This window comes from Actinomadura macrotermitis (assembly GCF_009604375.1).
In the GTDB taxonomy this organism is placed as follows: Bacteria; Actinomycetota; Actinomycetes; order Streptosporangiales; family Streptosporangiaceae; genus Spirillospora; species Spirillospora macrotermitis.
The window spans coordinates 1,546,759-1,572,498 of sequence record NZ_WEGH01000001.1 but is presented as its reverse complement, the minus strand read 5'-3'; the positions used below and the strand labels follow the sequence as shown (position 1 = coordinate 1,572,498).

Here is a 25,740-nt window from a genome sequence, read left to right as displayed (position 1 = left end):
GTGCTGTAGATGCCGCCGCTCCTCTGGAGCGAACTGTGGCGGCCGTGCCGGTGCTGATCAGTGGGGTATTTGTTGGCAAATGCAGGAAACTAGGGTCTCCTGGTGAAACGTCCTACAGGTCCGGTACCTGGGAACGGTTCCCGTAGTAGGCTCCCCAGACCCCCGCACAACCCGCATCGGGAGGGTTTTCCCGCATGGCGCCCAGAACCCCCGTAAAGCCCACCCTCGACAGCATGGTCTGCGAACAGTGATGACTCGTCGGTTCTCCACCATCCGCGCGCGGATCACGCTGCTGGTCTCCGTGCCACTGCTGTCGTTGGTGGCCCTCTGGACGTTCGTCACCGGGGTGAGCTTCGAGGACGCCTACAACCTGCTGCAGAGCGGGAGCTTCCAGCAGAAGGTGGTGCTGCCCACCCAGCGCGTCGTCGACACGCTGCAGAAGGAGCGGCGGCAGTCCACCTGGCGGCTCGGCTCGACCGAGCCGCCGACCGACGGCAGCACGCTCGCCGCGCAGCGGGCGCAGACCGACAAGGCCCGCGCCGAGCTGCGCAGCGGCGCCGCCGACCGCGGGGTGCGCAAGGCGCTGAACCGCACCGTGTCGGCCCGCATCGACAGCCTGCTGCAGCGGCTGGACACCCTGGACGCGGTGCGCCGCGGCATCGACGAGCGCACCACCGACCGGGGGCAGGTGCTGCGGGTCTACTCCGGCATGATCGACGCCGGGTTCGAGATCTACAGCGCGGTGGCGCCGAAGGACGGCGCCACCGCCTCCGACGCGCGCACCCTGACCGCGTTCGGCCGCGCCCACGAGTACCTGGCCCGCGAGGACGCGCTGATCAGCGGCGCGCAGGCGGCCGGCCGCGTCACCGGCGCCGAGCGCGCCCAGTTCGCCCAGCTGGTCGGCGCCCGCCGCTACCTGGCCGACGACACCCTGCCGGGCCTGCGCCCGGCCGACCGGCACCGCTACCAGCGCCTGACCGCCTCGCCGGAGTTCCAGCGGCTGCAGACGCTCGAGGACGAGATCATCCGCGGCCGCGCGCCCAAGCCCGGCAAGAACGCGCGGGCCGGCCAGGCCGTCACCGCGGGGAGCTGGCGCAGCTCGGCCGAGGTGGTCACCACCCGGCTGCTGGAGTTCGAGAACCAGGTCCTGGCGGGCGTCACCGAGCGCGCCGAGGGCATGGCGGGCGGCGTGCTGACCCGGCTGGCCATCGCCGGCGGCCTCGGCCTGCTCGCGGTGGTCGTCTCCGCGCTGATCGCCTGGCGGGTGGCGCGGCGGCTGGTGCGCGAGTGCCGCACGCTGGCCGGCCGGGTGGTGGAGTTCGCCTCGTTCCGGCTGCCCGCCCTGGCCGAGCAGGTCCGCGCCGGCGGCGACATCGACCCCTCCGCCGAGGAGGTCTACGACGACCGCTACGAGATCAAGGAGATCCGGCAGATCTCCAGCTCGTTCGCGCGCACCCGCCGCGCGGTGCTGATCGCCGCGTCCGGCGAGGTCGCGGCCCGCCGCGGCCTCAGCGAGGTCTTCGTCAACCTGGCCCGCCGCAACCAGGCGCTGCTGCACCGCCAGCTCAGCCTGCTGGACACCATGGAACGGCGCGTCGAGGACCCCTCGGAGCTGTCGGACCTGTTCCGGCTGGACCACCTGGCCACCCGCATGCGCCGGCACGCCGAGGGCCTGGTCATCCTGGCCGGCAAGACCGCCGGGCGCGGCTGGCGCAAGCCCGTCCCGCTGGTGGACGTGGTCCGCGGCGCCGTCGCCGAGGTCGAGGACTACCCGCGGGTGCGGGTGCAGCCGCTGCCGCGCATCGCGCTGCTCGGCTCGGCCGTCGCCGACGTCATCCACCTGATCGCCGAGATCGTGGAGAACGCCACCACCTTCTCCCCGCCGCAGGCGCCGGTGCTGGTCAGCGGGCACGCCGTCGGCAACGGCTACGTGCTGGAGGTCGAGGACCGCGGCCTCGGCATGGACGAGGACCAGGTGCGCAACGCCAACCGCCGCCTGGCCGACCCGCCGGAGTTCGACCCGGCCGACAGCGCCCAGCTCGGCCTGTTCGTCGTGGCGCGGCTGGCCCAGCGGCACGGCATCAAGGTCACGCTGCGGCCGTCCCCCTACGGCGGCACCACCGCGATCGCGCTGCTGCCCGCCTCGCTCATCGTGGAGGACCCGGGCCCCGACCAGGCGCTGCGCCGCTCCACCGGCCCGATGAAGGTGATCGCGCCGCCGCAGGCCGTCGCCGACGCCGCGCCCGCCGAGGGCGTGGTGCGGCTGGTCGCCGACCCGGTCCAGGCCGAGTTCGAGCCCGCTCCCGCCTCCCCGGCTCCGGCTCCCGCCCCGGCCACCGCGCAGGCCCCCGAGCCCGCGGCCGACGAGCCGCCGGCGCTCACCGCCGACGGCCTGCCGCGCCGCCGCCGGCAGGCGAACCTGGCCCCGCAGCTGCGCGAGCGCGTGGACGCCCGGCTGGCCGCCGAGGGCCGCGCCCCGGCGCCCGCCCCGGCTCCGGCTCCCGAGCCGGACCCGGCGCCCGAGCCCGCCGAACCGAGCATGCCCCTCGCCGCACCGGTCCCGCCGTCCGAGGCGGAGGCCGACCCTGACGCGCCGCGCTCGCCCGAGGCGATGCGGTCGATGATGTCGGCGATGCAGGCCGGATGGAGACGAGGCCGGCACGAGGCCGGCCAGGACGACTCCGGCCCATCCCACCCCGAGCAGGAGGACGACACCCCATGACATCACCTCAGCAGGCCGGTCTGGATGCGGGCGGGGGCGCGGGCGGCGAGCTGAACTGGCTGCTCGACAGCCTGGTCCAGCGGGTCACCCAGGTGCAGAACGCCGTCGTGCTGTCCAGCGACGGGCTGCGGATGGCCGCCTCCAGCGGCCTGGCCCGGGAGGACTCCGACCACCTGGCGGCGGTCGCGGCGAGCTTCCAGAGCCTGGCCCGCGGCGCCGGCGAGTCGTTCGGCGGCGGCGCGGTCCGGCAGACCATCGTGGAGATGGAGTCGGCGTTCCTGTTCGTCACCGCGGCCGGCCGCGGCGCGTGCCTGGCGGTGCTCGCCGACGCCGACGCCGACCTGGGGATCATCGCCTACGAGATGGCGATGCTGGTGACCCGGGTCGGCCAGCACCTGTCGGCGAACCCGCGGGTGGCCGCGGGCGACGCGCTGGGCGGCTGACATGCCCGACTCCTCCTGGTACGACGACGACGCCGGGCCGGTGGTGCGCCCCTACGCGCTCACCGGCGGCCGCACCCACTACGACGCCGCCGAGTTCGACCTCGTCGCGCTGATCGTCACCCGGGACGCCCCGGGCGTCCCCGACGAGCACCGGGCCGGCCCGGGCGGGGCCCCGCAGCCGCAGTGGGCGCCCGACCCGGAACATGAAATGATCTTGAGTCTTTGCCGTACGCCGCTGTCGGTGGTCGAGATAGCGTCGGAACTTGAACTCCCCCTCGGGGTCGTCCGGGTCATGCTCGGCGACCTGCTCGACCGCTCGTTGATCGAGGTCCGCCGGCCCGCGCCGGTGGCCCAGTTCCCGAGCGAGCGCGTACTCAAGGAAGTGATCGATGGAATCCGTGCGCTCTGACCCCGGCTCCGCCGGCGGCGGCGAATCCGCGCTGACGGTCAAGATCCTTGTCGCCGGCGGTTTCGGCGTCGGCAAGACCACCCTGGTCAGCGCGGTCAGCGAGATCCGGCCGCTGCGGACCGAGGAGGCGCTGACCGAGAAGAGCATCGGCATCGACGACACCTCGGCGGTGGCGAGCAAGACCACCACCACGGTCGCGATGGACTTCGGCCGGATCACCCTGCCGAACGGGCTGGTGCTGTTCGTGTTCGGCACCCCGGGCCAGGACCGCTTCTGGTTCATGTGGGACGAGCTGGCCAAGGGCGCGCTCGGCGCGGTCGTGCTGGTCGACACCCGCCGGCTCGCCGACTGCTTCCCCTCGGTCGACTACTTCGAGCGGCGCGGCGTGCCGTTCATCATCGGCGTGAACCGGTTCGACGGGGCGGGGCAGCACACCCCGCAGCAGGTCCGCGACGCGCTGGACCTGCCCGAGGACATCCCGGTGGTGGACTGCGACGTGCGCGACCGCGAGTCGGCCAAGCAGGTGCTGATCACGCTGGTGGAGCACATCATGCGCTCGATGAGCGGCCGGGGCGCGCTCGCCCGCTGACGCGGTCCGCCGGCCGGCCTACAGCGTCCGGAAGTCGGCGAAGTCGAAGCCGGGCGCGACCACGCAGCTCACCAGGACCTCCTCGTCCCCGGCGGGGCGCGCGGCCTGCCACGCGCCCGCCGGGACGAGCGCCTGCGGGGCCTGCCCCGCCTCCAGATCGGGGCCGAGCACGACCGTCGCGGCGTCGCCGGGCCGGTCGCCGGTGCCGCCGACGCGGAGCGCGAGCGGCCCACCCCGGTGCCAGAGCCACAGCTCGTCGGAGCGGACCGCGTGCCAGACCGACTCCTCGCCGGGCGGCAGCAGGAAGTAGATGCCGGTCGCGGCGGCGCGCTCGCCGGGGTAGCCGGGCGGGGTGAACGCGGGGCCGGTGCGCCAGGTCTGCCGGTACCAGCCGCCCTCGGGGTGCGGCAGCAGGTCCAGCGCGGCGGCGGTGGCGGGCCGGTCCAGGATCGCCACGTGCCGCCCGTCGGGGCCGCGCCGCAGGTAGCGGACGCGCGCCGCGCGGGTCCGGTCGATCACGCCGGGGGACAGCCCGGGACCGGTCAGCTCCACCGCGAGCACCTGCCCGGCGGGGAAGACCTCGTCGGCGAGCGCGAGGGTGTCGGCGGGGTCGGGCTCGGCGTCGGGTCCCCAGACGGCGCCGGCGTCGCCGAGGACGAACCGCGGGCCGGGCTGGGCACGCCAGCCGTCGAGTGTCGTGAGCAGCAGCACGGCACCGAGCGTAGCGGCGCGGTCATCCCCGTGCCCGGACCATCGGCGCGCTAGTCCACCACGGTGAGGACGATCTTGCCCTGGACCCGGCCGGTCTCGCCGCGCTCGTGCGCCTTGGCGGCGTCGGCCAGGGGCAGCACCGTGTCGAGTTCGGCGCGCAGCCGGCCGGCCTCGGCGAGCGCGGCGATCTCCTTCATGATCGCGTGGTCGGGCTCGACCAGCACGACCTCGCCGCGCACCCCGGCGGCCGCGGCGTCCATGTCGGCCAGGTTGCTGAGCGCGATCGACACGAGCGTGCCGCCGGGGCGCAGGGTGCGCAGCGAGCGGGGGCCGTAGTCGCCGCCGATGCCGTCCAGGACGACGTCGACGCCCTGGACGGCCTCGGCGAAGTCGACGGCGGTGTAGTCGATCACCTCGTCGGCGCCGAGGCCGCGGACGAAGTCGTGCTTGGCCGCGCGGGCGGTGCCGATGACGTAGGCGCCGTGGGCCTTGGCGATCTGCACCGCCAGATGGCCGACGCCGCCCGCGGCCGCGTGGATCAGCACCCGCTGCCCGGCCCGCAGCCCGCCCACGTCGATCAGGGCCTGCCAGGCGGTGAGCGCGGCGAGCGGCAGCGCGGCGGCCTGCACGTGGTCGATGTTCGCGGGCTTGCGGACGAAGGTCCGGGACGGCGCCGTCACGTACTCGGCGTGCGCGCCGACGCCGTACGGGTAGGGCAGCATGCCGAAGACCTCGTCGCCGGGCTTGTGCAGGGCGGCGCCGAGGCCGGTCGCCTCCACCACGCCCGACACGTCCCAGCCGAGCACGAACGGCGGCGCGCCGAGGAGCCCGCCGTGCGTGCGGTGCTTCCAGTCGGTCGGGTTCACCCCGGCCGCGTGCACCCGGACCAGCACCTCGGCGGGGCCGGGCTCGGGCTTGTCGATCTCGATCTCCTTCAGGACCTCGGGGCCGCCGAGGACGTCCTGGCCGATCGCGCGCATCTTCGTCATGCCGACGACTCTGCCGGGCCGCCGAATCCCGCGAAAGCGGCCGGATCGCCAAGGTTCGCAAGGATCCGGCCAGCGGCGCGGTCAGCCCGCGGGCCTCACTCCATCTCCGAGAGCCGGGCCGGGTCGAAGGTGAGCGGGAACGGCCGCTCCACCACGACGGGCTCGCCGGACTTGACCTTGCGCACCGTGCGGTAGGCGCCGCCCGCCAGCTCCAGCAGCGTCACCGCCGGGCGCGGCTCCAGATCGACGATCCAGTAGTGCGGGATGCCGGTCGCGGCGTACTCGGCGACCTTCTGCACCCGGTCGATCCGCTCGCTGGCGGTGCGCGGCGTCACGATCTCGGCGACCAGCACCAGGTCGGGGCCGTAGTAGGTGCGGCTCTGCCGCTCCAGCGCGAGCCGGGCCACGTCCCGGGCGACCATGAACACGTCGGGCTTGCGGATGCCCGCCGGGGTGGTGACGTACTGCTGCGGCGCCGCCACGTGCACGTCGGCGTCGTCCTGCCGGGCGCCCTGCTTGAGGATCGCGCGCAGCTGGTCGGCGGCGTTGTCGTGCCACAGGTCGCCGGGCAGCTCGGTCAGCCAGCCGTCGGCCAGCTCGTGCCGGGCGCCCTCCTCGGGCAGCGCGTCCAGGTCGTACAGGGTGTAGGGGCCGTGGGCGTGACCGGCCAGTGTGTTCACATGATCACCTCCGCGCCGAATGTAACCGACGGGGGCGGCCGGTTCCGCGCGGCGGCGATCCGGGCGTGCCGGGGGCGTTTCTCTCGAAAAAGGAGGGATGTCGAGTTAAGATACATCGCGAGATCCGCCTTGACCCTCTCCCCGCGTGAGGGTGCAGGCTCGGCGGTGCCGACGCCGAAGGAGAGACCCGTGATGAGCCTGGACCAGCGCCCCGCCCCCACGACCCGCGCGCCGGCGCCGCCCGCGGACATGCGTGCCTCCGACCGCGACCGCGATGAGCTGCTGGTCCTGCTGCACGACGCCTACGCCGAGGGCCGGCTGACCGACGGCGAGCTGGACGAGCGGATCGATCGCACACTGGAGGCCCGCACCCACGGCGAGCTGGCCGCGATCTCCGCCGACCTGCCCGCCGCCGCGCGCCCCGCCGGACCGGCCGGGCCGCCGCCGGGACGGCTGCAGGTCGCCTACAAGAGCGCGGTGCGCCGCACCGGCCACTGGCGCCTGCCCGAGACCTACCAAGTCGTCGTCTACAAGGGCGAGTGCCTGCTGGACCTGCGCGCCGCCGAGTTGGCCGGGCCGGTCACCCGGCTGCGGGTGCTCGCCTACAAGTCCACCGTGCGGATCATCGTCCCGCCCGGCGTGCGGGTGGAGGTCGAAGGTCTCGGCGTGTCCGGCGAGGTGCACGGCGACGCGCCGGCCGATGCCCCGCTCGTGCACGTCCGCGGCCTTGCCTACAAGGGCTGCGTCGAGGCGGTGACGGGGCCCGGCCAGCCGGTATGAGCCTTGCACGGCGCTATCGGGCGTTGTTCGGGCCAATGTCCGTGCAGGTAGCGCTCCCACACGGTTGGATGGGGACGCACTGACGACCGGCGGCCGATGGGAGCGGGAGTGACGGCGAGGAGCCCTGAGCAGGACGGCGCCTTCCTGGAGCGGGAGGACGCCGGAGGGGAGGACCTCGGCGCGGCGAACGCGTCCCGGCAGGCACGGCACCGGCTCTCCTTCGAGGAGGACGCCAAGCCCGCCGCCTCGCCCTGGCTGCACTCCGCCGAGGTGTGGGAGCGCGCCGGGCTGGCCTGGTTCGAGGGGGAGGAGAAGGCCCCGTTCCCGCTGGTGCTCGCGCCCGCCCGGGGCCGCTCCCGGCGGCGCCCGGCGATCGCGGCCGCGGCCGCGGCCGCGGTGGCGCTGGCGGTCGCCGCGGCCGGCGGCGGCGCCTACGCGCTGATGGACGGCGGCGAGACCGGGCCCGCCGCGCCCGCCCTGACCGTCGCCGACGACTCCTTCGCCGCCGACCCCGCCGCGCGGGCCGACGGGCTCGTGCAGGACCTCGCCGCCGTGGCCGCCTCCGGCGGCACGCTGGTGGCGGCCGGCGGCGAGGTGGAGGGCGACGGCCGCGCCCGCGCCCAGTTCCTCGTCTCCGCGGGCAAGGGCTGGCAGCCGGCCGCCGTGCGCGGCGCCGACGGCGCCGAGCCCCTGCCCGGCGCCCGGCCGCGCCTGCTCGCCGGCGGCGCGGGCCGGTGGGCCGCGCTCGGCGCCGACCCCGCCGGCGCCGTCACCGCCTGGACCAGCCACGACGCCCGCACCTGGACCGCGGCACCCGGCGGCGCGGCGTTCGGCCCCGCCGACCGGGTCGCCGCGCTGGCGCGCACCGCGACCGGGTTCGTCGCGGTCGGCGCGGCCAAGGGCCGGGCCGTGGTGTGGACCTCGGCGGACGGCCGGGCCTGGCGGCGCGACGAGCGCCCCGCCGACGTCACGGGCCTGGACCGGGTCGCCGCGTCCGGCGACGTCCTGGTCGCGCACGGCACGTTCGCGCGGCTGACGAGCCGGACGGCCGGCAAGGGGAAGAAGAAGCGCAAGGTCTCGGTCGTCTCGCGCGGCGAGGCGCTGTGGCGCTCGGAGGACGGCGGCGCGACCTGGACGGCCCTGCCGGGCCCGGGCGCCGCCTCCGGCCCCGTGGCGGGCCCCGGCGGCTTCGTCGCCGTCCGCGAGGCGCAGCGGAGCACCGGGCGCGGGAAGCGCCGGGCGACGACCCGCTACGGCGCGGTCGTCACCTCCCCGGACGGCCGGGCGTGGACGCCCGCCGGGGAGATCGGCGTGCCCGGTTACGCCGGGACCGAGCGGCTCGCCGGGGCGGGCGGCGGGTTCGCCGCCCTGGTGCGCGGCGCCGGCGGCACCCATGTCCTGCTGCGCAGCCAGGACGGCCGCGCCTGGCGTCCCGACGTCTCGCTCGGCGGCCCGGCACAGGCGCCGGCCCCGGCCGTCGGCGACCTCGCCGTGGCCGACGGCGGCGTCCCGGTGCTGGCCGGGCGGGCCGGCGACGACCCCTACCTGATGTTCAACGGGCCCGTCGACCTGCGCGGCGTCCCCGGGGCGGTCCGGCCCGAGCGCACGGTCGCGGCGGTGGCGTCCGGCGGCGGCCGGACGGTCGCGGTCGGCAGCGCCAACGGCGAGGCCGCGGTGTGGAGCGCGACCGGGGGCGCCCGCTGGGCCCGCGTGCAGCTTCCCGGCCCCGGCGGCCCGGCGGGCGGGCCGGGCCAGCCCCGGCGGCGGCTCACCGAGATCGCCTTCGGCCCGGCGGGATGGGTCGCGCTCGGCCGCGCCCAGCCGGTCCGGGGCGTCGCGGCACCGCTGATGCTGACCTCGCCGGACGGCGCGACCTGGGCGAAGGCCCCGGCCATGGACGGTGCCCCGCAGGCCGTCGCCGCAGGCCCCGGCGGCTACGTCGCGGTCGGCACGGGCCGCGGCGCGGCGGCGGTCTGGCGCTCGGCCGACCTGAAGACCTGGACGCGCGGCACCGCCGCCCGGGGCGTCCTCGCCGGGCCGCTCCGGCTGCGCGACGTCGCCGCGGCCGGCCAGGGCTACGTGGCGGTCGGCGCGCGCCGCAGCGGCGACGCCGACGTCCCGGCCGTGCTCACCTCGCCCGACGGCGCCACCTGGACGGCCGCGACCGCCCCGGCGCCGCCGCCCGGCGTCACCGGCGCGTCGTTCGCCCGCGTCGTCGCGGCCGGCGGCCGGGTGCTGGCGGTCGGCGAGGGCCGCGCGGGCGGCGCCCCGGCGTCCTTCCTCGCGGTCTCCGCCGACGCCGGCCGGACCTGGCAGACCAGGCCGCTGCCGGCCCCGGCGGCGCCGGTCGCGGTGACCGCGACGCCCGCCGGGTTCGTGCTGGCCGCGCCCGCCGCGAAGGCCCCGGTCGTCCTCGCCTCCGCCGACGGGCTGACCTGGCGGCGTGTCCCGGTGCGCGGCGCCGGGACGGGCGAGCAGCGGATCACCGCGCTGGCCTCAGCGGGCCGCGAGCTGCTCGGGATCGGCGCGGCGGCCGATCACCGCGGCACCCGGCTCACGCTGCTGCGCATGGCGGCGCCGTGAGCGGGCTACCCGTTGCAGCCGCAGGAACAGCCCTTCGGGCAAGAGCAGGAACCGCCGTGACCGCAACTGCATCCACCTTTAGCCATGCACGGAACGTACCTCCGCCCTTCCACTGGGTCTATGCCCTCGCGGCCACATAGTCCGGGACGGGGCGGGATCAGGTGTGGATGTGCAGGTCCACGCCAAGCAGGACCAGGAACCACAGGAAGATGGCCAGCAGCGCGCTGACCACGCGGCGGATGAGGTCGGGGTTGATGTAGCCCCGGTCCCAGGCCACGAAGATCCCGATCAGGATGTAGATCAGTCCGACGAGGCTGATGCCGGAACGGCCGTATCGTCGCGCCATGGCGGCGGCTCCTTGTCGCAGGGGGTGTCTCGCCGCACCGATCCCCGGACGAAGCCGGGCAAAACACGAAGGACTTTCGGTACGGTGCCGCCGCCGGCGTTATGCCCTTCCCCAAGTGCCCCGGGGGTTTGCCCGCTTCGGACGGCGCTGCGGGCGCGCGGGCGGTTGCGGATGGGGCGTCTCGGCCGGCCGGTGTAGCGAATCCGGCATCCAGGGCGATAACCGGATGGTCGGCGGTGGCCGGCGGCACTGGGCAGCGCTCGCCGGTCACCGCTTCACGACCGGCTACTTCGCGGGCGCCTTGCCGGTCAGGTCGATGCGGACCACCGTCGGGTCGCGGTCCCCGGCCCGGTCGGCGAACTCGGCGTTGCGGTGCACGATCGCGACCTCGTGCCGGCGGCGCTGCAGCGCCGGGCTCAGCAGGATGTGGTCGAGGGTCTGGGCGTTGCCGCCCGTCACCGCGGTGTAGCGCCGGTCGGCCGGGACCTCGTCCGCCGCGTCGCGCAGGTCGCCCTCCTTGGCCAGGGTGCGCACCGGCGGCGCGAAGTCGCGCTCGTTCAGGTCGCCCGCGACGATCACGGCGGCGTCGCGGTCCTGCGCCCGGACCGACCGGACGAACCCCGCCACCACCTTGGCCTGCGCGTCGCGGCGCCACTCCGAGGGCCGGAGCGGCGGCTGGGCGCGGCCGAACACCGGCTGGTCCTCGGCGGTGCGCGGGTACCAGTGGTTCGCGACCACGATGATGCGGCGGCCCTGCCAGGTGACCTCGCCGGCCAGCGGCTTGCGGGTGCCGCTCCAGGCGGGGTCGGCGGGCGCGATCCGGCCGGGGCTGAGCGACAGGCCCGCCTGCCCGTCCACGCGCACCGGCTGCACGGCGGCGTCGGGCGGGTTCCCGTCCGCCTGGTCGCCGCCGGGCCGGTCGGTGAAGCCGAGGCCGCGGTCGGTGCGGAACAGGAACCCGACGCGGTTGTTGCCGCCCGGCTCGCCGCCGTCGGCGTTGTTGCGCGGCGCGATGGAGCGCCAGTCGTAGGCCGGGCCGCCCGCCTCGCTGAGCGCGGTGATCAGCTCGGCGACGGTCTGGTCGGCGGCGACGGTGCCGTCGTCGGCGATGCCGCTGTTGTCCTGCAGCCCGGACACGGTGATCAGGTCGGGGGAGCGCAGCCCCTCGACGATGTCGGCGGCGAGCGCCTGGAAGCGGCCCTCGGGGGAGTCGGGGCTCAGCCCGTCCATGCTGACGGTCGCGACGGCCAGCTCGCCGGGCCGCTGCGGGCGGGTCGCCTCGCGCGGCAGCCCGCCGTCCTGGCGGGCCGGGGCGGCGGTGAGCAGCAGCGTGAAGTCGCCGAGGCCGTAGTCCAGCACGCCGTCGTTGGCGCCGGGCAGCCGGTCGCCGACGTTCATGGCGGGCAGCGGCGCGAGCACGTCGTCCAGCAGGATCCGCTCGGGGTTGGGGTCGCCCGCGCGCAGCAGGATGCCGCCGCGCCGGGTGCGGGTCCCCGCGCCCGCGCCGCCGGCGGGCAGCACGGGCACCTCGCCGTACCGGGACGGGCCGACGGCGACGGCGTCGTCCACCCGCAGGCGCATGCCCTCCAGCGACTCGTAGAAGTCGAGCCCGTTGCGGGCGGGGTCGAAGCCGCCCTTGGCGGTCTCCACGTCGGTCGCGCCGGCGGTCCGGCGCACGACGGCGGCGGGGGCCCGGCGCCCCTTCGGGCCGAGCAGCACCGGCGGCGGCAGCGGGACGCCGTGCGCGTCGATGGCCGTCCCGGTCGCGTCGATCTCGGTGCGGGTGAGGCTGGCCGAGGCCGAGCCGCCGGGGCGGAACTCACTGATCCGCCCGTCGACCCGGACGGCGTCGCCGACGCGCGCGACCGGCCGGGTGCGGGTGAACACGAACACGCCCTCGGAGGTGGCGTCGCTGCGGTCGGGGCTCGGGTCCTGCATCCAGAAGCCGTTGCCGGTCACCGCGGTGACCACGCCGGGGACCCCGGCGACGTCCCGGCCGTTCAGCGGCGACAGGTGGCCGGCGCCCTGCACGTCGTGGATGCGCTTGCCCTGCAGGGCCGGCGGCGGCGGTGCGGGGTCGGCGGACGCGGGGACCGGCAGGAGTGCCGTGCCCGCGGACAGGACCGTCGCGAGGATCGCCGTGCGGCGCCGGAACGCTGGGTACGCCACCCACCCTCCAGGATCGACTCGGCTCGTGCCTGCGGGGGCACGAGGCAGGATGGCATGCGGGGCGGGCCGCCCGGCCGGGCCGGTCGCGGCCGTCTCGATCAAGGTTCTCCCAAAGATAACGGCATCGGGCCCGTGAAGGGACCGATGCCGTTGAACGGGATCTACGCGGATTTTTCAGTCGAAGAGCACGACCTGCCGGATGACCTCGCCGGCCTCCAGCGCGCGCAGCGCGCCGTTCAGCTCCTCGAACCGGATGCGGCGGCTGATCAGGCCGTCGATGTCGAGCTTGCCGGACCGCCACAGGTCCACGAACATCGGCACGTCGCGCTTGAGGTCGCAGCCGCCGTACAGCGACGCCTTCAGCGTCTTGCCGTCGAACAGCAGCCCGAACGCGCTCTGCGACCAGTCGTCGTCGGCCGCGCCCGCGCCGACCACGATCACCTCGCCGCCGCGCCGGGTGGCGTTCCAGGCGGTGGTGATCGCGGCGGACCGGCCGACGACCTCGAAGACGGTGTCGAAGCCCTGGCCGCCGGTGAGCAGCCCCTTGGTCTCGTCCAAGTCGTCCAGCGTCGCGGTGTGCGTGGCGCCGAACTGCTTGGCGATCGGGTGCTTGGCCTCGTTCGGGTCGATCGCCAGGATGGTGGACGCCCCGGCGATCTTGGCGCCCTGGATCACCGACAGCCCGACGCCGCCCGCGCCGACCACCGCGACCTTGGCGCCCGGCCGCAGCTTGGCGGTGTTGAACACCGCGCCGACGCCGGTCGGGATGCCGCAGCCGAGCAGCGCCGCGTACTCGAACGGCACGTCCTCGTCGATCTTGATGACGCCCTGGTGGGGCACCACGATCTCCTCGGCCCAGGTGCCGACGCCCGCCATGCCGAACACCGGCGTGCCGTCGGCCATCCGGAACGCCGGGTCGCCGAACGCCTGCGCGATGAAGGTCATGCACAGGTACGGCTCGCCGCGCCGGCACTCGGCACAGGTGCCGCAGTCGGGCGTCCAGTTGATGACCACGTGGTCGCCCACCTGGACGTCGGTGACGTGCGCGCCGGCCTCCACGACGACGCCCGCGCCCTCGTGGCCGACCACCGTCGGCGGCACCGAGGGCAGCACGCCCGACATCGTGGACAGGTCCGAGTGGCAGACGCCGGTCGCCCTGATCTTGACCTTCACCTGGCCGGGCCCGGGATCGACGGTGCTCACGTCGTCGCGCAGGTCCAGTTCCTTGTCGCCGACCGCATGCAGAACCGCGGCGCGTGCCATGGCTGCCTCCACTGAGAGGGGGGTTGGGGTGGGTGGCCTCGATCCGGCGGCGGCGGGACGGCGGCGCTACTCCTCCAGGCTGAGCGCGGCCTTCGGGCAGGACCGCACCGCGTGGCGGACGCGGTCGGCCTCGGCGGCCGGCACCTCGGGCCGGAGGATCTCGAGCTCGTCGTCATCGGTGAGGTCGAAGACCTCGGGGGCCAGGCCGACGCAGACCGCGTTGGCCTCGCACACCAGGGGGTCGACTTCTACTCTCATCGCCTTCTCCGTTCACGTCGCGTGCGGTGAACGTCAACCTACTTCGGTCCGGGGCGGCCGGATCGGGGCCCGCTCGCGACAAAAGTAGAACACGTTTCAGTATCAGGCGGCAAGAGCGTGATCCGGCGGAAGTGATCTCGGATAAAGTGCGCGGCGGAGGAGATCAATGACTGAGACAACGGCGTCCACCCCCGCGGGGACGACCAGCACCCCGGAAATGCCCTCGGACCTGCTGCGCTGCGCGCGCGCGGCGAAGGGGTTCATGCCCGAGGACGAGGGCCTCGCCTTGTACGAGACGGCGCTGGAGTACGGCGCCCGCCTCGGCGCGACCGGCCCGCTGCTGGAGGTGGGCACCTACTGCGGCAAGTCGGCGATCTACCTGGGGGCGGCGGCCCGGGAGACCGGCGCCACCGTCGTCACCGTCGACCACCACCACGGCTCGGAGGAGAACCAGGCGGGCTGGGAGCACCACGACCCGTCCCTGGTCGACCCGCGCACCGGCCGGATGGACACCCTGCCGACGTTCCGCAAGACGATCGCGTTCGCCGGCCTGGAGGACGAGGTCGTCGCGATCGTCGGCACCTCCCGCACCGTCGCGTCCTTCTGGCGCACCCCGCTCGCCCTGCTGTTCATCGACGGCGGCCACGCCGAGGAGTACGCCCAGGGCGACTACGAGGGCTGGGCGCCGCACCTGGCCGTCGGCGGCGCGCTGGTCATCCACGACGTGTTCGCCGACCCCGCCGACGGCGGGCAGGCCCCCTACCACGTCTACCAGCGGGCGCTGGCGAGCGGCGCGTTCACCGAGCGCCGCGCGCGGGGCTCGCTGCGCGTGCTGGAGCGCACCGGCGACACCGACCCGCTCACCCCCGCCTGACGGACACGCGAAAGCCGCGGAACCAGAACAGGTTCCGCGGCTTCTGTACGCCCGCTACAGGCGGGTGCGCACCGGGTTGGCCACCGAGGCCAGGGCGCAGCCGCAGGCGCCCGGGTCGGCGGCGGTGGACGGCCCGAGCGGCCGCCCCGCGATCTCCTTGAAGATCCCCGCGCCCGGCGAGACGCCCTCCAGCACGTCCGCCGCCAGGATGACGGCGGCCGCGGTGTAGGTGGAGCGGTCCCCGGGGAAGTGCCGCTGGTTCTCGAACTGCCAGCCGGTCCAGTACGAGCCGTCCTCGTGCCGCAGGTGCTGGATCGTGGTGAACAGCTCCAGCGCCCGGTCCCGCTGCCCGGCCGCGTCCAGCGCCATGACCAGCTCGCTGCTCTCGGCCGCGGTCACCCACGGCTGGTCGTGCACGCAGCGGCAGCCGAGGCCCGGCACCACGAACGCGTCCCAGCGCTCGGCGATGCGGCGCGCGGCCGCCTCGCCCCGCACCGGCCCGCCGAGGACCGGGTAGTACCAGTCCATCGACCAGCGGCTCTTGTCGGAGAACGCCTCGGGGTGCGCGGCCACGACATGGCCGAGCTGGTCGGCGGCCAGCTCCCACTCCGGGCGCGGCTCGCCGAGCCGCTCGGCGAGCGCCACCGCGCAGCGCAGCGACTGGTGGATCGACGAGCAGCCGGTCAGCAGCGCCTCGTCGGCGACCTCGCCGTTCTCGTGCCGGATCCACCGGATCTCGCCGCGCAGTGTCTGCAGCCCCAGCGTGAACTGGATCGCCGCCTGCACGACCGGCCACATCTCCTGCGCGAACGCCTCGTCGCCGGTCATCAGCAGCTCGTGCCAGACCCCCACCGCCACGTAGGCGGCGTGGTTGGACTCGCCGCCGGGCTCGGTGACCTCGCCCAGCACCCACTTGGCGGGCCAGGACCCGTCCGGGCGCTGCACGCCCGCCAGCCACGCGTACGCGCGCCGGGCGTGCTCGCCGAGACCGGCGACGCGCAGCGCCATCGCGGCCTCGACATGGTTCCAGGCGTCCACGTGGCCGGCCACGCCGTGCGTCGGCGAGAACCAGGGGATCGCCCCCGAGTCCTCCTGCTGGCGGACGATGCTCTGCGCGGTGGCGACGATGTCGGCCGAGGTCAGGACGCCGGGTACGGACGGGACCTCAGACCGCATCCACCGTCTCCTTCGCGGCCGCCTTCGCCGGCTGCGCGGGCTTGGTGAAGTACACCACGACGCTCTTGCCGATCAGCGGGTTCATCACCCGCTCGGCCAGCCGGGTCGCCAGCGGGCGCTTCATGATGTCCCACACCAGGATCTGGTGGTAGGCCTTGGCCAGCGGGTTGTCGTTGTTGTCGACGCCCACCGCGCACTTGATCCACCAGTACGGGGCGTGCAGCCCGTGCGCGTGGTGGTGGCCGTCCACCCGGAACCCGGTGGCCTTCAGCTTGGCCTCCAGCTCGGCGCGGGTGTAGATGCGCACGTGCCCGCCCGGGGCGGTGTGGTAGTCCTCCGACAGCGCCCAGCAGACCCGCTCGGGCAGCCAGGACGGCACCGTCACGGCCAGCTGCCCGCCGGGCTTCAGCACCCGCAGCAGCTCGGCCATCGCGCTCATGTCGTCGGGGATGTGCTCCAGCACCTCCGACGCGATGATCTTGTCGAAGTGGTCGTCGGGGAACGGCAGGTCCAGCGCGTTTCCCTGCACGGTCTCGGCGGACGCGCCCGCGGGCACCTCGCCCTCCAGCCGCATCGCCCCGAACATCTTCTCGACGCCCGCCAGCTCCTCGGCGTCGAGGTCGAAGGCCACGACGTTGGCACCCCTGCGGTACAGCTCGAAAGCATGCCGTCCGGCGCCGCACCCCATGTCCATGATGCGTTCTCCGGGGGTGACGCGGAACCGCTGGAAATCCACGGTCAGCAGGGTCGTGCTCCTTCCGTACAGGGGGCCGCCGGGCGGCGGTCCCTCATGCCTTGCCCGCGGCCAGCCGCAGGTAGTTCCGCTGGGTGATGGCGGCCCGGTAGTGGTCGACCGTGGCCTGCGCCACCGCCCGCCACGTATACCGCTCCAGCACCCGCGCCAGGCCCGCCGCGCCGATCTTCGCCCGCTCCTCGGGGGAGTCGTGCAGACGGCGCAGCACCGACGCCAGCTCCTCGACGTCGCCGGGCTCGACCAGTTCGGCCGCGTCGCCGACGACCTCGGGCAGCGCGCCCGCCCGGCTCGCCACCAGCGGCGTGCCGGACGCCATGTGCTCCACGGCCGGCAGCGAGAAGCCCTCGTAGCGCGAGGGGACGACCGCGACCTCGGCCGACGCCAGCAGCTCGCCGAGCTCGTCGTCGCTGATCCCGCTCACGAACCGTACCCGGTCGCCGAGGGCCAGCTCGCGCACCAGCTTGGCGGTCGGCCCGTCCTCGCGCGGCCGGCTCACCACGATCACGTGCACGTCGCGCTCGGTGGCGACCTTGGCCACGGCGCGCAGCAGCACGTCCACGCCCTTGATCGGCGCGTCCGCGCTCGCCATCGCCACGATCCGGCCCGGCACCCGCTCGCCGCGCGGGTGGAAGATCGAGGTGTCCACGCCGAGCGGCAGGATCTCGATGTCGCGCGGGTCGACCTTGAAGTCCTTGACGATGTCGACCTTGGACGACCCCGACACCGTCAGGATCGGCCCGACCCGCCGCGCCACCTGCGACTGCATGCCGACGAACCCGTACCAGCGGCGCTTGCCGAGCTTTTGCAGCGGCCCCTCGGCCGCCTCCAGCTCGATCCGCCGGTCCACGCTGATCGGGTGGTGGATGCTGGTCACCAGCGGCAGCCCGGTGCGGGAGATGGCCAGGTTGCCGAGCCCGAGCACCTGGTTGTCGTGCACCACGTCGAAGTCGCGCCGGCGGCGGCGCAGCTCGCGCAGCACCCGCAGGCTGAACGTCAGCGGCTCGGGGAAGCCGCCGGTCTTCATGTGCGCGAACTCCAGCACGTCGATCCAGTCGCGGAACTCCTCGCGCGCCGGCGTGCGGAAGGGGTCCTCGTCCCGGTACAGGTCCAGGCTCGGCACCTTGGTGAGGACGATCTCCTCCCGGTCCAGCTCGGGATAGGGCTGCCCGGAGAACACCTCCACGGCGTGCCCGAGATCCACGAGTTCCCGGCTGAGGTGCCGGAGGTAGACGCCCTGGCCGCCACAGTGCGGTTTGCTCCGGTAGGAGAGCAGGGCCACGCGGAGCGGGCCAACCGACGGCTCAACTGCCTCAGACACGCCAGCCCCTGCTCACGCACCACTCCTGTCAGTCACGAGACCCCGGTCGCACCGGCATCTCCTTTATCCCGTTTATGAAGCTAGACCTTAGCCTGCGCACGTTACCCGAGAGTTCAATATTGGGCATAGCGTCCAAAAGTGTTTCGAAAAGCACACGGAGCTCGAGGCGGGCCAGGTGGGCACCTAGACAGAAGTGAGGACCGCCGCCGCCGAAGCCCAGGTGGGGGTTGGGGTCGCGGGCGACGTCGAAGGTGAAGGGGGCGGCGAAGACGGCCTCGTCGCGGTTGGCGGAGGCGTAGAAGACGACGACCTTGTCGCCGGCGGCGATCTTGCGGCCGCGCAGCTCGGTGTCGCGGACGGCGGTGCGGCGGAACAGGTTGACCGGGGTGACCCAGCGCACGATCTCGTCGGCGGCGGTGCGCACCAGGGAGGGGTCGGCCCGGAGCCGGGCCCACTGCTCCGGGTGCTCGAAGAAGGCGAGCATGCCGCCGGAGGCGGCGTTGCGGGTGGTCTCGTTGCCGGCGACGGACAGCAGGAGGACGAACAGCTCGAACTCGTCGCCGCTCAGCACGCTGCCGTCGGGGCCGGGGTCCAGGAGCCTGGTGACGATGTCGTCGCGGGGGTTCCGCCGGCGGGCGGCGGCCAGCTCGTTGGCGTAGGCGTACAGCTCGGCGGCCGCGCGCTCGCCGTCGGCGCGGGTGGCCTGGAACTCGGGGTCGTCGATGCCGATGAGGGTGTTGGACCAGTGGAAGATCTTGTCGCGGTCCTCGGGCGGGGCGCCGAGCAGCTCGCAGATGACGTAGAGGGGCAGCGGGGCCGCCAGGTCCCGGACGAAGTCGGCCTCGTCCGGGGCCTGGGCGACCAGGTCGCGGCAGATGTCGCGGATGTGCTCCTCCAGGGCGCCGATCGCGCGCGGGGTGAAGCCCCGGTTGACGATGCCGCGCTTGCGGGTGTGGTCCGGCGGGTCCTGGTTCAGCATCATCATCCGCTGCAGCACCAGGTGGTCGGGGTCGGGCTCGTCGAACAGCGCGAGCCGTTCGTGGGACGAGAACACCTCCGGGTGGCGCGACACGTGCACCACGTCCTCGTGCCGGGTGATCGCCCAGAACGGCGGGTAGCCGCGGCCGGGGTCGCCCTGGTGCCAGTGGACGGGGTCGTGCTCGCGCAGCCAGGCGAGCCGGTCGTGGGGGACGCCGCCGCTCTCGTAGCGGGCGGGGTCGACCAGGTCGATGCCGGGGGTGCTCATCGTCGCGCCTCCTTGGGGGCTACCGGGGGCGGCGGGCGGAGGGGGTGAACTCCACGCGCAGCTCCTTGACGCCGTTGACGAAGTTGGAGCGGAGCCGGCGGGCCTCGCCGGCGGGGCGGATGTCGGGCATCCGGTCGAGGATCGCCTCGAACAGCACGCTGAGCTCCAGGCGGGCCAGGTGGGTGCCGAGGCAGAAGTGGGGCCCGCCGCCCCCGAAGCCGACATGGGGGTTGGGGTCGCGGCCGATGTCGAAGGCGAACGGGTCGTCGATCACCCGCTCGTCGCGGTTGGCCGAGCCGTAGAAGAGCACGACCTTGTCGCCCGCGCGGATCTGCTTGCCGCCGAGCTCGGTGTCCTGGACGGCGGTGCGGCGGAACAGGTTGATGGGGGAGGTCCAGCGGACGATCTCGTCGGGCGTGGTGCGCAGCAGCGACCGGTCGGCCTGCAGCCGGGCCCACTGGTCGGGGTGCTCGAAGAAGGCGAGCATGCCGCCGACCGAGCCGTTGCGGGTGGTCTCGTGCCCGGCGATGACCAGCATCAGCAGGAAGAGCTGGAACTCCTCGGTGCTGAGGCGCACGCCGTTCTCGTCGGGCTGCAGGAGCTTGGTGGCGATGTCGTCGCGGGGGTCGGCCTCGCGTTCGGCGGCGAGGGCGGCGGCGTAGTCCATCAGCTCGCCGGCGAAGAGCTTGGCCTGGTCCTTCGCGCCGTTCAGCTCGGGGTCGGCGAACCCGATGATGCGGTTGGACCAGTCGCAGATCTTCTGCCGGTCGGTGACGGGGGCGCCGAGCAGCTCGCAGATGACGTAGGCGGGCAGGTGGGCCGCGATGTCCTCGACGAAGCAGGCCTCGCCGCGCTCCACCACGTCGTCGATCAGCTCGTGGCAGATGTCGCGGATGTGTGCTTCCAGCTGCTTGATCATCCGGGGCGTGAAGCCGCGGTTGACCTTGGCCCGGTTGCGGGTGTGGTCGGGCGGGTCCTGGAACAGCATCATCATGCCGTAGAGCAGGATCTCGTCGTCGGTGAACTCCTCGTACATCGAGGTGCGCACGTGGCTGGAGTAGATCTGGGGGTTGCGCGACACCGTGACCACGTCCTCGTGGCGGGTGACGGCCCAGAAGCCGGGCACGCGCTCGTCCAGGTCGCGGTGCCAGTGCACGGGGTCGTTGTCGCGCAGCCAGGCGAACCGGTCGTGCGGGATGCCGCCCCGCTCATAGACGGCCGGGTCGATGATGTCGATCTCGGGGGCGGTGCCGGTGGGGTGCGCGAGGGCCTCTCGCCCGCTGAGGGTCACATCCTGCTGGGTCACGCCCGTCCTCTCCGCGTTCCGCGTCGCGCCGCACGGAATCGTCTGTCTAGCGCTTGCTTGGTAAGCGGATACGTCCCGGTTCTAACATGAGACTGGAGTCTCATCAAGGGTCCAGACTCGGGGTGTGACGTGCGTCGCACGCTGTCGTGACAGCTAGCGAAGGACGAAACGCAGCGGGTCGCGGTCCCCCTCGCGCCGGGCGACGCCCCGGGTCTCCAGCACCCGCAGGTGCGCCGCCGCCTCGCCCGCCGCCATCTGGCGCGCCTGCAGCGGCATGTCCGCCCACGGGTGCCGCCAGGTCAGCGCGGCCGTCAGGTCCCACAGCGACACCGGCGCCGCCGACAGCAGCGCGCGCACCTCGGCCAGCCGCTCCTCGTGGTGCCGGGCGATCTCCCGCACCCGCTCGCCGAGGCCGGTGAAGCGGTGCTGGTGGGCCGGCAGCACCTCGCCCACCGCCATCGCGCCGACCCGGCCGAGCGAGCGCAGGAAGTCGCCGAGCGGGTCGGTGTCGGTGCGGTCGTAGGGGTACAGGCCGATGTGCGGGGTGATCCGCGGCAGCACGTGGTCGCCGGTGAAGATCCGGTCGCCGTCCTCCAGGTGCAGGCAGATGTGCCCGGGGGAGTGGCCGGGCGTCCAGATCGCGCGCAGCCGGCGGCCGGGCAGGTCGACCAGGTCGCCGTCGGCCAGCTCCCGGTCGGGCTCGGCGGGCGGGTCGACGTGCTCGCGGCGCGCGTGGCCGGCCAGGTCGCCCTCGGCGGCCCCGGCGCGGCGCATCGAGCCGAGCTCCCAGGTGCGGCCGGCGTCCTGCGCGACGGCCGCGCGGAACAGCCGGACGATCTCGGCGTCGTCGCGGTGCATCGCGATCCACGCGCCCGAGGTCGCGCGGATCCGCCCGGCGAGGCCGGCGTGGTCGGGGTGGTAGTGCGTGACGACCACCCCGGCCACGTCCGCGATGTCCATGCCGAAGCCGCCGAGGCCGTCCTTCAGCGCGGACCAGGCGTCCTCGTGCTCCCAGCCCGCGTCGATCAGGACGGGCCCGCGCGGCCCCTCCAGGGCGTAGACGAGCGTGTAGGCGAGCGGATTGCCCGGGATCGGCACCGGAACGCTCCACACGCCCCCGCCGAGATCCGCCGGAGCCGGCGCCACCGGCGTCAGACCCGCTCGATGATCGTCGCGCTGGACAGCGCCCCGCCGCAGCACATGGTGACCAGCGCGGTGCCCGCGTCGCGGCGCTCCAGCTCGTGCAGCGCGCTGGTGAGCAGCCGCGCGCCGGTCGCGCCGACCGGGTGGCCGAGCGCGATCGCGCCGCCGTTGACGTTCACCCGGTCCATGTCCGGTTCGTGCACCGACGCCCAGGACAGCACGACGGCCGCGAACGCCTCGTTGATCTCGGTGAGGTCGATGTCGCCCATCGCCATCCCGGCGCGGGCGAGGACCCGCTCGGTCGACTGCACCGGGCCGTCCAGGTGGTAGTACGGCTCGGCCCCGACCAGCGCCTGCGCCCGGATGCGCGCGCGCGGGCGCAGCCCGAGCTGGTGCGCCATCTCCTCCGACATCACCAGCACGGCGGACGCGCCGTCGGAGATCTGCGACGACGTCCCGGCGGTGTGCAGGGCGCCCTCGCCCATGACGGGCTTCAGCTTGGCCAGGCCCTGCGTGGTCGTCTCGCGCAGGCCCTGGTCGCGGGTGACGGTCCGGGTCTCCCCGGTCTCGTTCCCCTCGGCGTCCAGCACCGGCGCCTCGATGGGGGCGATCTCCCGCTCGAAGCGGCCGTCCGCCCACGCCTTGGCGGCCAGCTGCTGGGAGCGGGCGCCGAACGCGTCCAGGTCCTCACGGGTGAGGCCGCGCCGCTGGGCGATCCGCTCGGCGGCCTCGAACTGGTTCGGCATGTCGATCGACCAGTCGGCCGGGCGCGGGTTGGCCGGCAGCACGTTGCTGCCGAGGGGCGCCCGGCTCATCACCTCCACGCCGCAGCCGATCGCCACGTCGACCACCCCGGCCGCGACCTGCGCCGCGGCCAGGTGCACGGCCTGCTGGGCCGAGCCGCACTGGGCGTCGATCGTGGTGACGCCGGTCTGCCAGGGCAGGCCCGCGTACAGCCAGGCGTACCGGCCGACGTGCCCGCCCTGCTCGCCCGCCTGCGTCACGCAGCCCGCGAAAACCTGTTCCACCAGCCCGGGGTCGATGCCGCTCCGCGCCACCACCGCGTTCAGCGCGTGCGCCAGCACGGCCTGGGCCTTCAGCCCGGCCAGCCAGCCGTTGCGCTTACCGAGCGGCGTGCGTACCGCCTCGACGATCACCGGGGTGCCCATGCGGTCTCCTTCTAGAACGAGATTCGCTCCTAACTGTAACGAGTTCTAGTTTTGTGTGGAAGGGGCTCAGTAGCGGACCCGCAGCTCCTTGATCCCGTTCAGCCAGGCCGACCGCAGCCGCCGCGGCTCGCCCGCCTGAGCGATGTGCGGCATCTGCTCGGCGATCGCGTCGAACATCAGCCGGATCTCCAGCCGGGCCAGGTTCGCGCCGATGCAGTAGTGGGCGCCGGTCCCGCCGAACCCCAGGTGCGGGTTGGGCGAGCGGGTGACGTCGAAGCGGCCGGGCTCGTCGAAGACCTCCTCGTCGAAGTTGGCCGAGCTGTAGTACATGGCCAGCCGGTCGCCCGCCCGGATCGGCACCCCGCCGAGCTCGGTGTCGCGCACGGCGGTGCGCTGGAACGCCGTCACCGGCGTCGCCCAGCGGACGATCTCGTCGGCCGCGGTCTCGGGCCGCCCGGCCTTGTACAGCTCCCACTGCCCGGGGTGGTCGAAGAAGGCCAGCATCCCGTGCGTGATCGCGTTGCGGGTGGTCTCGTTCCCGGCCACCGCCAGCAGGATCATGAAGTAGCCGAACTCGTCGTCGCTCAGGCCGCGCCCGTCCACGTCGGCCTGCACCAGCCTGGTGACGATGTCGTGCGCGGGGCAGCCCCGCCGCCGCTCGGCCAGGCCCATCGAGTAGCCGATGATCTCGGCGGCGGCGCAGGCCGGGTCGGCGTCGTACTCGGGGTCGTCGTAGCCGAGCATCTGGTTGGACCACTCGAACAGCCGGCGCCGGTCCTGCTGCGGCACGCCCATCAGCTCGGCGATCGCCTGCAGCGGCAGCTCGGCGGCGATCTCGGTGACGAAGTCGCCCTCGCCGCCGCGCCGCCGCGCCTCGGCCACGATCCGCCCGGCCCGCTCGTGCAGCGCGTCGTGCAGGCCGTTGATCACCCGCGGGGTGAAGCCGCGCGACACGATCTTGCGGAGCTTGGCGTGCTGCGGCGGGTCCATGTGCAGCAGCAGGCTCTCGCGCTGCAGCTCCAGCTCCGCGGCCCCGAACGACTCGTTGAACCGGATCACCGAGCCGTTCGCGGCGGCGGAGAACAGCTCGTGGTCGCGCGAGATCTCCTTGATGTGGGCGTGCTTGCTGACCACCCAGAAGCCGTCGTCGTCGAAGCCGGTGCGGCCGCGCGGCTGGGCGTTCCACCAGGGCCGCGCGGTGCGGCGCAGCGCGGCGAACTCGGCCAGCGGGACGCGCTCGGTCATCAGGTCGGGGCAGCTGAAGTCGAAGCCGTCGGGGACGGCGGTCTCGGGTGCGGTGGCGGTCATGCGCGCTCCTTGCCCTCGCGGCGATGTCGATCGGGGCCAAGCTAGAACCCATTCCAGGGCCGCCACAAGAGCAAATGAGACACCAGTCTCAACAGGAGTCTCGGCCAATCGCTTGGTTGGTAATGAGCGGAAGGGCCGGTCTTTCACCTGCCGAAAGCGGGATGGACCTCGCCATGCCTCATCCCGTCCGCAACTGCAAGGGGCCCTAGGTCGTGAGCTTCGTCACGTTTATCGCCGAGTTTAACTAGAACTCGTTCTCGTTCATGTCCGGGCAGGTCGCGGCGCCGCCGCCGGCCACCGTGGCGGGTGCGGGGGCGCGGCGTCCCTTAATCTGGGCGCACGGGGGCGTTCGGTGAGCGCCGCCGTGGTGAGGTAACCGCGTTCCGCCCCCCGCCTCGGAGAACTGAATGCCCATGGCCGACCCCGATCCGCAGCCCGTGTTCGACGAGAACTTCGTCAAGGGCGCCACGTTCACCGAGCCGTCGGCCGAGGAGCGGGCGCGCAGGCCCGGGCGCCGCGAGCGGCTGCGCGCCCGCCGGACCGCGCGCCGCTACCGGGCCGAGGCGGACCCGGCGCGCGGCAGCCGCACGGCGGTCGTCCAGGTGATCGCGGGCGTGCTGGCGCTGCTGGCCATCTCCACCGCGCTGTGGTGGTTCAACCGGCCCGAGCCGATCACGGCGCTGCGCCCGCCGGCCGGCGGGCCGCCGGCGCCGGCCGCGGGCGACCCGTTCGCCGGCTCCCCGGCCGCGCGGTACGCGACGGGCGACGAGGGCATCACGCTGCCCGTGCCCGAGGCGCTGAACGGGCTGAGCGCGGCCCAGCTCGGCCTGGCCTACGAGCAGATCAAGAAGATGCTGGTGGCGGGCGCCCTGGACACGAACACGGTCTTCGGCGGCAAGAACGACACCTTCCGCGCGCTCGTCGACCCGGCGCAGCTCCCCGACCTCAAGCGCGACCTGGACAACCCCGCCGCCAAGGGCGCACGGGCCTGGGTGACGACGTTCGCGCCCGGCAGCGCCGTCCAGGTCGGGACGGCGATCAAGGTGCACGGCGCCAGCTCGGCGCGCCCGGCCAGGCGGCAGGGCCGGAACGGGGTGCTGGTGAAGACCGACCACAACTTCGTCTACGCCGTCCGCGAGAAGCCGGGCTCCCAGCAGGTGCTGCGGGTCGTGCAGCGGTGGGCGAACGAGTACTTCGTCTACCGGGACGGCGCGACGGTCAAGGTCTGGATCACCCGGGCCGACAGCGCGGCCGCCCCGACGAGCTGCCAGTACGGCGACGCGCTGATCCACCCCGACTTCACCGCGAGCGGGCAGGGCGGCCAGACCACCGACCCCTACAACCTGTCCAAGCCGATCGACACCGCCGCCGGCTGCCAGACGGCCCTACGCACCTGACCCGCGGTATCGGGGAAAGGCGCCGGGGCCCGAATTGCTCTCTCCTGGTAGTGGCGCGAACACGGTGATGGCGCCTGGAGGGGAAAAGCCGCTCGATTTCCTGCGGG

The 25,740-nt window shown here is 74.1% G+C and carries 23 protein-coding genes; 8 read left to right on the top strand and 15 right to left on the bottom strand.

The window, feature by feature from the left end; all coding sequences use genetic code 11:
* Window positions 1–250: 250 nt before the first annotated feature.
* Genes ACRB68_RS07030 through ACRB68_RS07015 form a run of 4 tightly spaced genes read left to right on the top strand, consistent with a single transcriptional unit; the run spans window position 251 to window position 4,163 of the window.
* Window positions 251–2,722, top strand: a complete 2,472-nt coding sequence (locus ACRB68_RS07030) for a sensor histidine kinase (RefSeq protein ID WP_153531317.1) — start codon at window positions 251–253, stop codon at window positions 2,720–2,722.
* Window positions 2,719–3,165, top strand: a complete 447-nt coding sequence (locus ACRB68_RS07025) for a roadblock/LC7 domain-containing protein (RefSeq protein ID WP_153531316.1) — start codon at window positions 2,719–2,721, stop codon at window positions 3,163–3,165. Before ACRB68_RS07030 ends, ACRB68_RS07025 begins: the two co-directional genes overlap by 4 nt.
* 1 nt (window position 3,166) lies before the next feature.
* The gene (locus tag ACRB68_RS07020; protein WP_153531315.1) at window positions 3,167–3,574 is read left to right on the top strand and encodes a DUF742 domain-containing protein; all 408 of its coding nucleotides are present in this window, start codon (window positions 3,167–3,169) and stop codon (window positions 3,572–3,574) included.
* Window positions 3,555–4,163, top strand: a complete 609-nt coding sequence (locus ACRB68_RS07015) for a GTP-binding protein (RefSeq protein ID WP_153531314.1) — start codon at window positions 3,555–3,557, stop codon at window positions 4,161–4,163. The genes ACRB68_RS07020 and ACRB68_RS07015 overlap by 20 nt, the downstream gene beginning before the upstream one ends.
* 18 nt (window positions 4,164–4,181) lie before the next feature.
* Here the strand turns inward: ACRB68_RS07015 and ACRB68_RS07010 are convergent, their stop codons facing one another.
* The 3 genes from ACRB68_RS07010 to ACRB68_RS07000 form a co-directional block, all read right to left on the bottom strand.
* Window positions 4,182–4,871, bottom strand: coding sequence for a cupin domain-containing protein (locus ACRB68_RS07010; RefSeq protein WP_153532386.1), 690 nt, complete (start codon window positions 4,869–4,871; stop codon window positions 4,182–4,184).
* Between the two features lie 53 nt (window positions 4,872–4,924).
* Window positions 4,925–5,854, bottom strand: a complete 930-nt coding sequence (locus ACRB68_RS07005; RefSeq protein WP_153532385.1) for an NADP-dependent oxidoreductase — start codon at window positions 5,852–5,854, stop codon at window positions 4,925–4,927.
* A 104-nt stretch (window positions 5,855–5,958) separates the two neighbouring features.
* Entirely contained in the window at window positions 5,959–6,543 is a 585-nt protein-coding gene (locus ACRB68_RS07000; protein ID WP_328593857.1) for a Uma2 family endonuclease, read from the bottom strand.
* 192 nt (window positions 6,544–6,735) lie between these two features.
* Here ACRB68_RS07000 and ACRB68_RS06995 point away from each other — a divergent pair, with 192 nt between their 5' ends.
* Together ACRB68_RS06995 and ACRB68_RS06990 are read left to right on the top strand one after the other, a co-directional pair.
* Window positions 6,736–7,323 carry a DUF1707 SHOCT-like domain-containing protein gene (locus tag ACRB68_RS06995; RefSeq protein WP_153531313.1) on the top strand — a complete coding sequence of 196 codons (588 nt, stop codon included), beginning with the start codon at window positions 6,736–6,738 and terminating at the stop codon, window positions 7,321–7,323.
* A 108-nt stretch (window positions 7,324–7,431) separates the two neighbouring features.
* A complete protein-coding gene (locus ACRB68_RS06990; protein ID WP_153531312.1) occupies window positions 7,432–9,906 on the top strand; it encodes a hypothetical protein in 2,475 nt (824 codons plus the stop codon).
* A gap of 157 nt (window positions 9,907–10,063) precedes the next feature.
* Here the strand turns inward: ACRB68_RS06990 and ACRB68_RS06985 are convergent, their stop codons facing one another.
* The 4 genes from ACRB68_RS06985 to ACRB68_RS06970 form a co-directional block, all read right to left on the bottom strand.
* Entirely contained in the window at window positions 10,064–10,252 is a 189-nt protein-coding gene (locus ACRB68_RS06985; RefSeq protein ID WP_153531311.1) for a hypothetical protein, read from the bottom strand.
* Between the two features lie 285 nt (window positions 10,253–10,537).
* Window positions 10,538–12,421 carry an endonuclease/exonuclease/phosphatase family protein gene (locus ACRB68_RS06980; protein ID WP_328593856.1) on the bottom strand — a complete coding sequence of 628 codons (1,884 nt, stop codon included), beginning with the start codon at window positions 12,419–12,421 and terminating at the stop codon, window positions 10,538–10,540.
* Window positions 12,422–12,595: 174 nt separating this feature from the next.
* Complete coding sequence (locus ACRB68_RS06975; RefSeq protein ID WP_153531310.1) at window positions 12,596–13,684, bottom strand: alcohol dehydrogenase catalytic domain-containing protein; 1,089 nt, start codon at window positions 13,682–13,684, stop codon at window positions 12,596–12,598.
* Window positions 13,685–13,750: 66 nt separating this feature from the next.
* Window positions 13,751–13,942, bottom strand: a complete 192-nt coding sequence (locus ACRB68_RS06970; protein WP_153531309.1) for a ferredoxin — start codon at window positions 13,940–13,942, stop codon at window positions 13,751–13,753.
* A 166-nt stretch (window positions 13,943–14,108) separates the two neighbouring features.
* On the opposite strand from ACRB68_RS06970, the gene ACRB68_RS06965 reads away from it, so the two are divergent.
* Complete coding sequence (locus ACRB68_RS06965) at window positions 14,109–14,816, top strand: class I SAM-dependent methyltransferase (RefSeq protein ID WP_153531308.1); 708 nt, start codon at window positions 14,109–14,111, stop codon at window positions 14,814–14,816.
* A 54-nt stretch (window positions 14,817–14,870) separates the two neighbouring features.
* Here ACRB68_RS06965 and ACRB68_RS06960 read toward each other — a convergent pair whose 3' ends face one another.
* The 8 genes from ACRB68_RS06960 to ACRB68_RS06925 all read right to left on the bottom strand — a co-directional run bounded on the left by ACRB68_RS06960 (window position 14,871) and on the right by ACRB68_RS06925 (window position 24,236).
* Complete coding sequence (locus ACRB68_RS06960) at window positions 14,871–15,992, bottom strand: prenyltransferase (protein WP_153531307.1); 1,122 nt, start codon at window positions 15,990–15,992, stop codon at window positions 14,871–14,873.
* Entirely contained in the window at window positions 15,982–16,737 is a 756-nt protein-coding gene (locus ACRB68_RS06955; protein ID WP_153531306.1) for a class I SAM-dependent methyltransferase, read from the bottom strand. The genes ACRB68_RS06960 and ACRB68_RS06955 overlap by 11 nt, the downstream gene beginning before the upstream one ends.
* Before the next feature lie 43 nt (window positions 16,738–16,780).
* Window positions 16,781–18,064: a glycosyltransferase family 4 protein gene (locus tag ACRB68_RS06950; protein WP_328593855.1), complete on the bottom strand. Its 1,284-nt coding sequence runs from the start codon at window positions 18,062–18,064 to the stop codon at window positions 16,781–16,783.
* A gap of 28 nt (window positions 18,065–18,092) precedes the next feature.
* The gene (locus ACRB68_RS06945; RefSeq protein WP_153531305.1) at window positions 18,093–19,310 is read right to left on the bottom strand and encodes a cytochrome P450; all 1,218 of its coding nucleotides are present in this window, start codon (window positions 19,308–19,310) and stop codon (window positions 18,093–18,095) included.
* Between the two features lie 19 nt (window positions 19,311–19,329).
* Window positions 19,330–20,616: a cytochrome P450 gene (locus ACRB68_RS42385; protein WP_328593854.1), complete on the bottom strand. Its 1,287-nt coding sequence runs from the start codon at window positions 20,614–20,616 to the stop codon at window positions 19,330–19,332.
* 153 nt (window positions 20,617–20,769) lie between these two features.
* Complete coding sequence (locus ACRB68_RS06935; RefSeq protein ID WP_328593853.1) at window positions 20,770–21,714, bottom strand: MBL fold metallo-hydrolase; 945 nt, start codon at window positions 21,712–21,714, stop codon at window positions 20,770–20,772.
* 53 nt (window positions 21,715–21,767) lie between these two features.
* On the bottom strand, window positions 21,768–22,928 hold the full coding sequence (locus ACRB68_RS06930) for a steroid 3-ketoacyl-CoA thiolase (RefSeq protein WP_153531304.1): 1,161 nt from the start codon (window positions 22,926–22,928) through the stop codon (window positions 21,768–21,770).
* A gap of 66 nt (window positions 22,929–22,994) precedes the next feature.
* On the bottom strand, window positions 22,995–24,236 hold the full coding sequence (locus ACRB68_RS06925) for a cytochrome P450 (RefSeq protein ID WP_153531303.1): 1,242 nt from the start codon (window positions 24,234–24,236) through the stop codon (window positions 22,995–22,997).
* A 407-nt stretch (window positions 24,237–24,643) separates the two neighbouring features.
* Here ACRB68_RS06925 and ACRB68_RS06920 point away from each other — a divergent pair, with 407 nt between their 5' ends.
* Window positions 24,644–25,633, top strand: coding sequence for a hypothetical protein (locus ACRB68_RS06920; RefSeq protein ID WP_153531302.1), 990 nt, complete (start codon window positions 24,644–24,646; stop codon window positions 25,631–25,633).
* Window positions 25,634–25,740 lie beyond the last annotated feature (107 nt).

Bases quoted from the DNA above. Each gene is read 5' to 3' on its own strand.
- ACRB68_RS07025 (WP_153531316.1), top strand. From the start codon at position 2,719: ATGACATCACCTCAGCAGGCCGGTCTGGATGCGGGCGGGGGCGCGGGC.
- ACRB68_RS06925 (WP_153531303.1), bottom strand. From the start codon at position 24,236: ATGACCGCCACCGCACCCGAGACCGCCGTCCCCGACGGCTTCGACTTC.
- ACRB68_RS06960 (WP_153531307.1), bottom strand. From the start codon at position 15,992: ATGCGGTCTGAGGTCCCGTCCGTACCCGGCGTCCTGACCTCGGCCGAC.
- ACRB68_RS06995 (WP_153531313.1), top strand. From the start codon at position 6,736: ATGAGCCTGGACCAGCGCCCCGCCCCCACGACCCGCGCGCCGGCGCCG.
- ACRB68_RS06965 (WP_153531308.1), top strand. From the start codon at position 14,109: ATGACTGAGACAACGGCGTCCACCCCCGCGGGGACGACCAGCACCCCG.
- ACRB68_RS06970 (WP_153531309.1), bottom strand. From the start codon at position 13,942: ATGAGAGTAGAAGTCGACCCCCTGGTGTGCGAGGCCAACGCGGTCTGC.
- ACRB68_RS06930 (WP_153531304.1), bottom strand. From the start codon at position 22,928: ATGGGCACCCCGGTGATCGTCGAGGCGGTACGCACGCCGCTCGGTAAG.
- ACRB68_RS07005 (WP_153532385.1), bottom strand. From the start codon at position 5,854: ATGCGCGCGATCGGCCAGGACGTCCTCGGCGGCCCCGAGGTCCTGAAG.
- ACRB68_RS07030 (WP_153531317.1), top strand. From the start codon at position 251: ATGACTCGTCGGTTCTCCACCATCCGCGCGCGGATCACGCTGCTGGTC.
- ACRB68_RS07015 (WP_153531314.1), top strand. From the start codon at position 3,555: ATGGAATCCGTGCGCTCTGACCCCGGCTCCGCCGGCGGCGGCGAATCC.
- ACRB68_RS06985 (WP_153531311.1), bottom strand. From the start codon at position 10,252: ATGGCGCGACGATACGGCCGTTCCGGCATCAGCCTCGTCGGACTGATC.
- ACRB68_RS06975 (WP_153531310.1), bottom strand. From the start codon at position 13,684: ATGGCACGCGCCGCGGTTCTGCATGCGGTCGGCGACAAGGAACTGGAC.
- ACRB68_RS06920 (WP_153531302.1), top strand. From the start codon at position 24,644: ATGCCCATGGCCGACCCCGATCCGCAGCCCGTGTTCGACGAGAACTTC.
- ACRB68_RS07020 (WP_153531315.1), top strand. From the start codon at position 3,167: ATGCCCGACTCCTCCTGGTACGACGACGACGCCGGGCCGGTGGTGCGC.
- ACRB68_RS06945 (WP_153531305.1), bottom strand. From the start codon at position 19,310: ATGAGCACCCCCGGCATCGACCTGGTCGACCCCGCCCGCTACGAGAGC.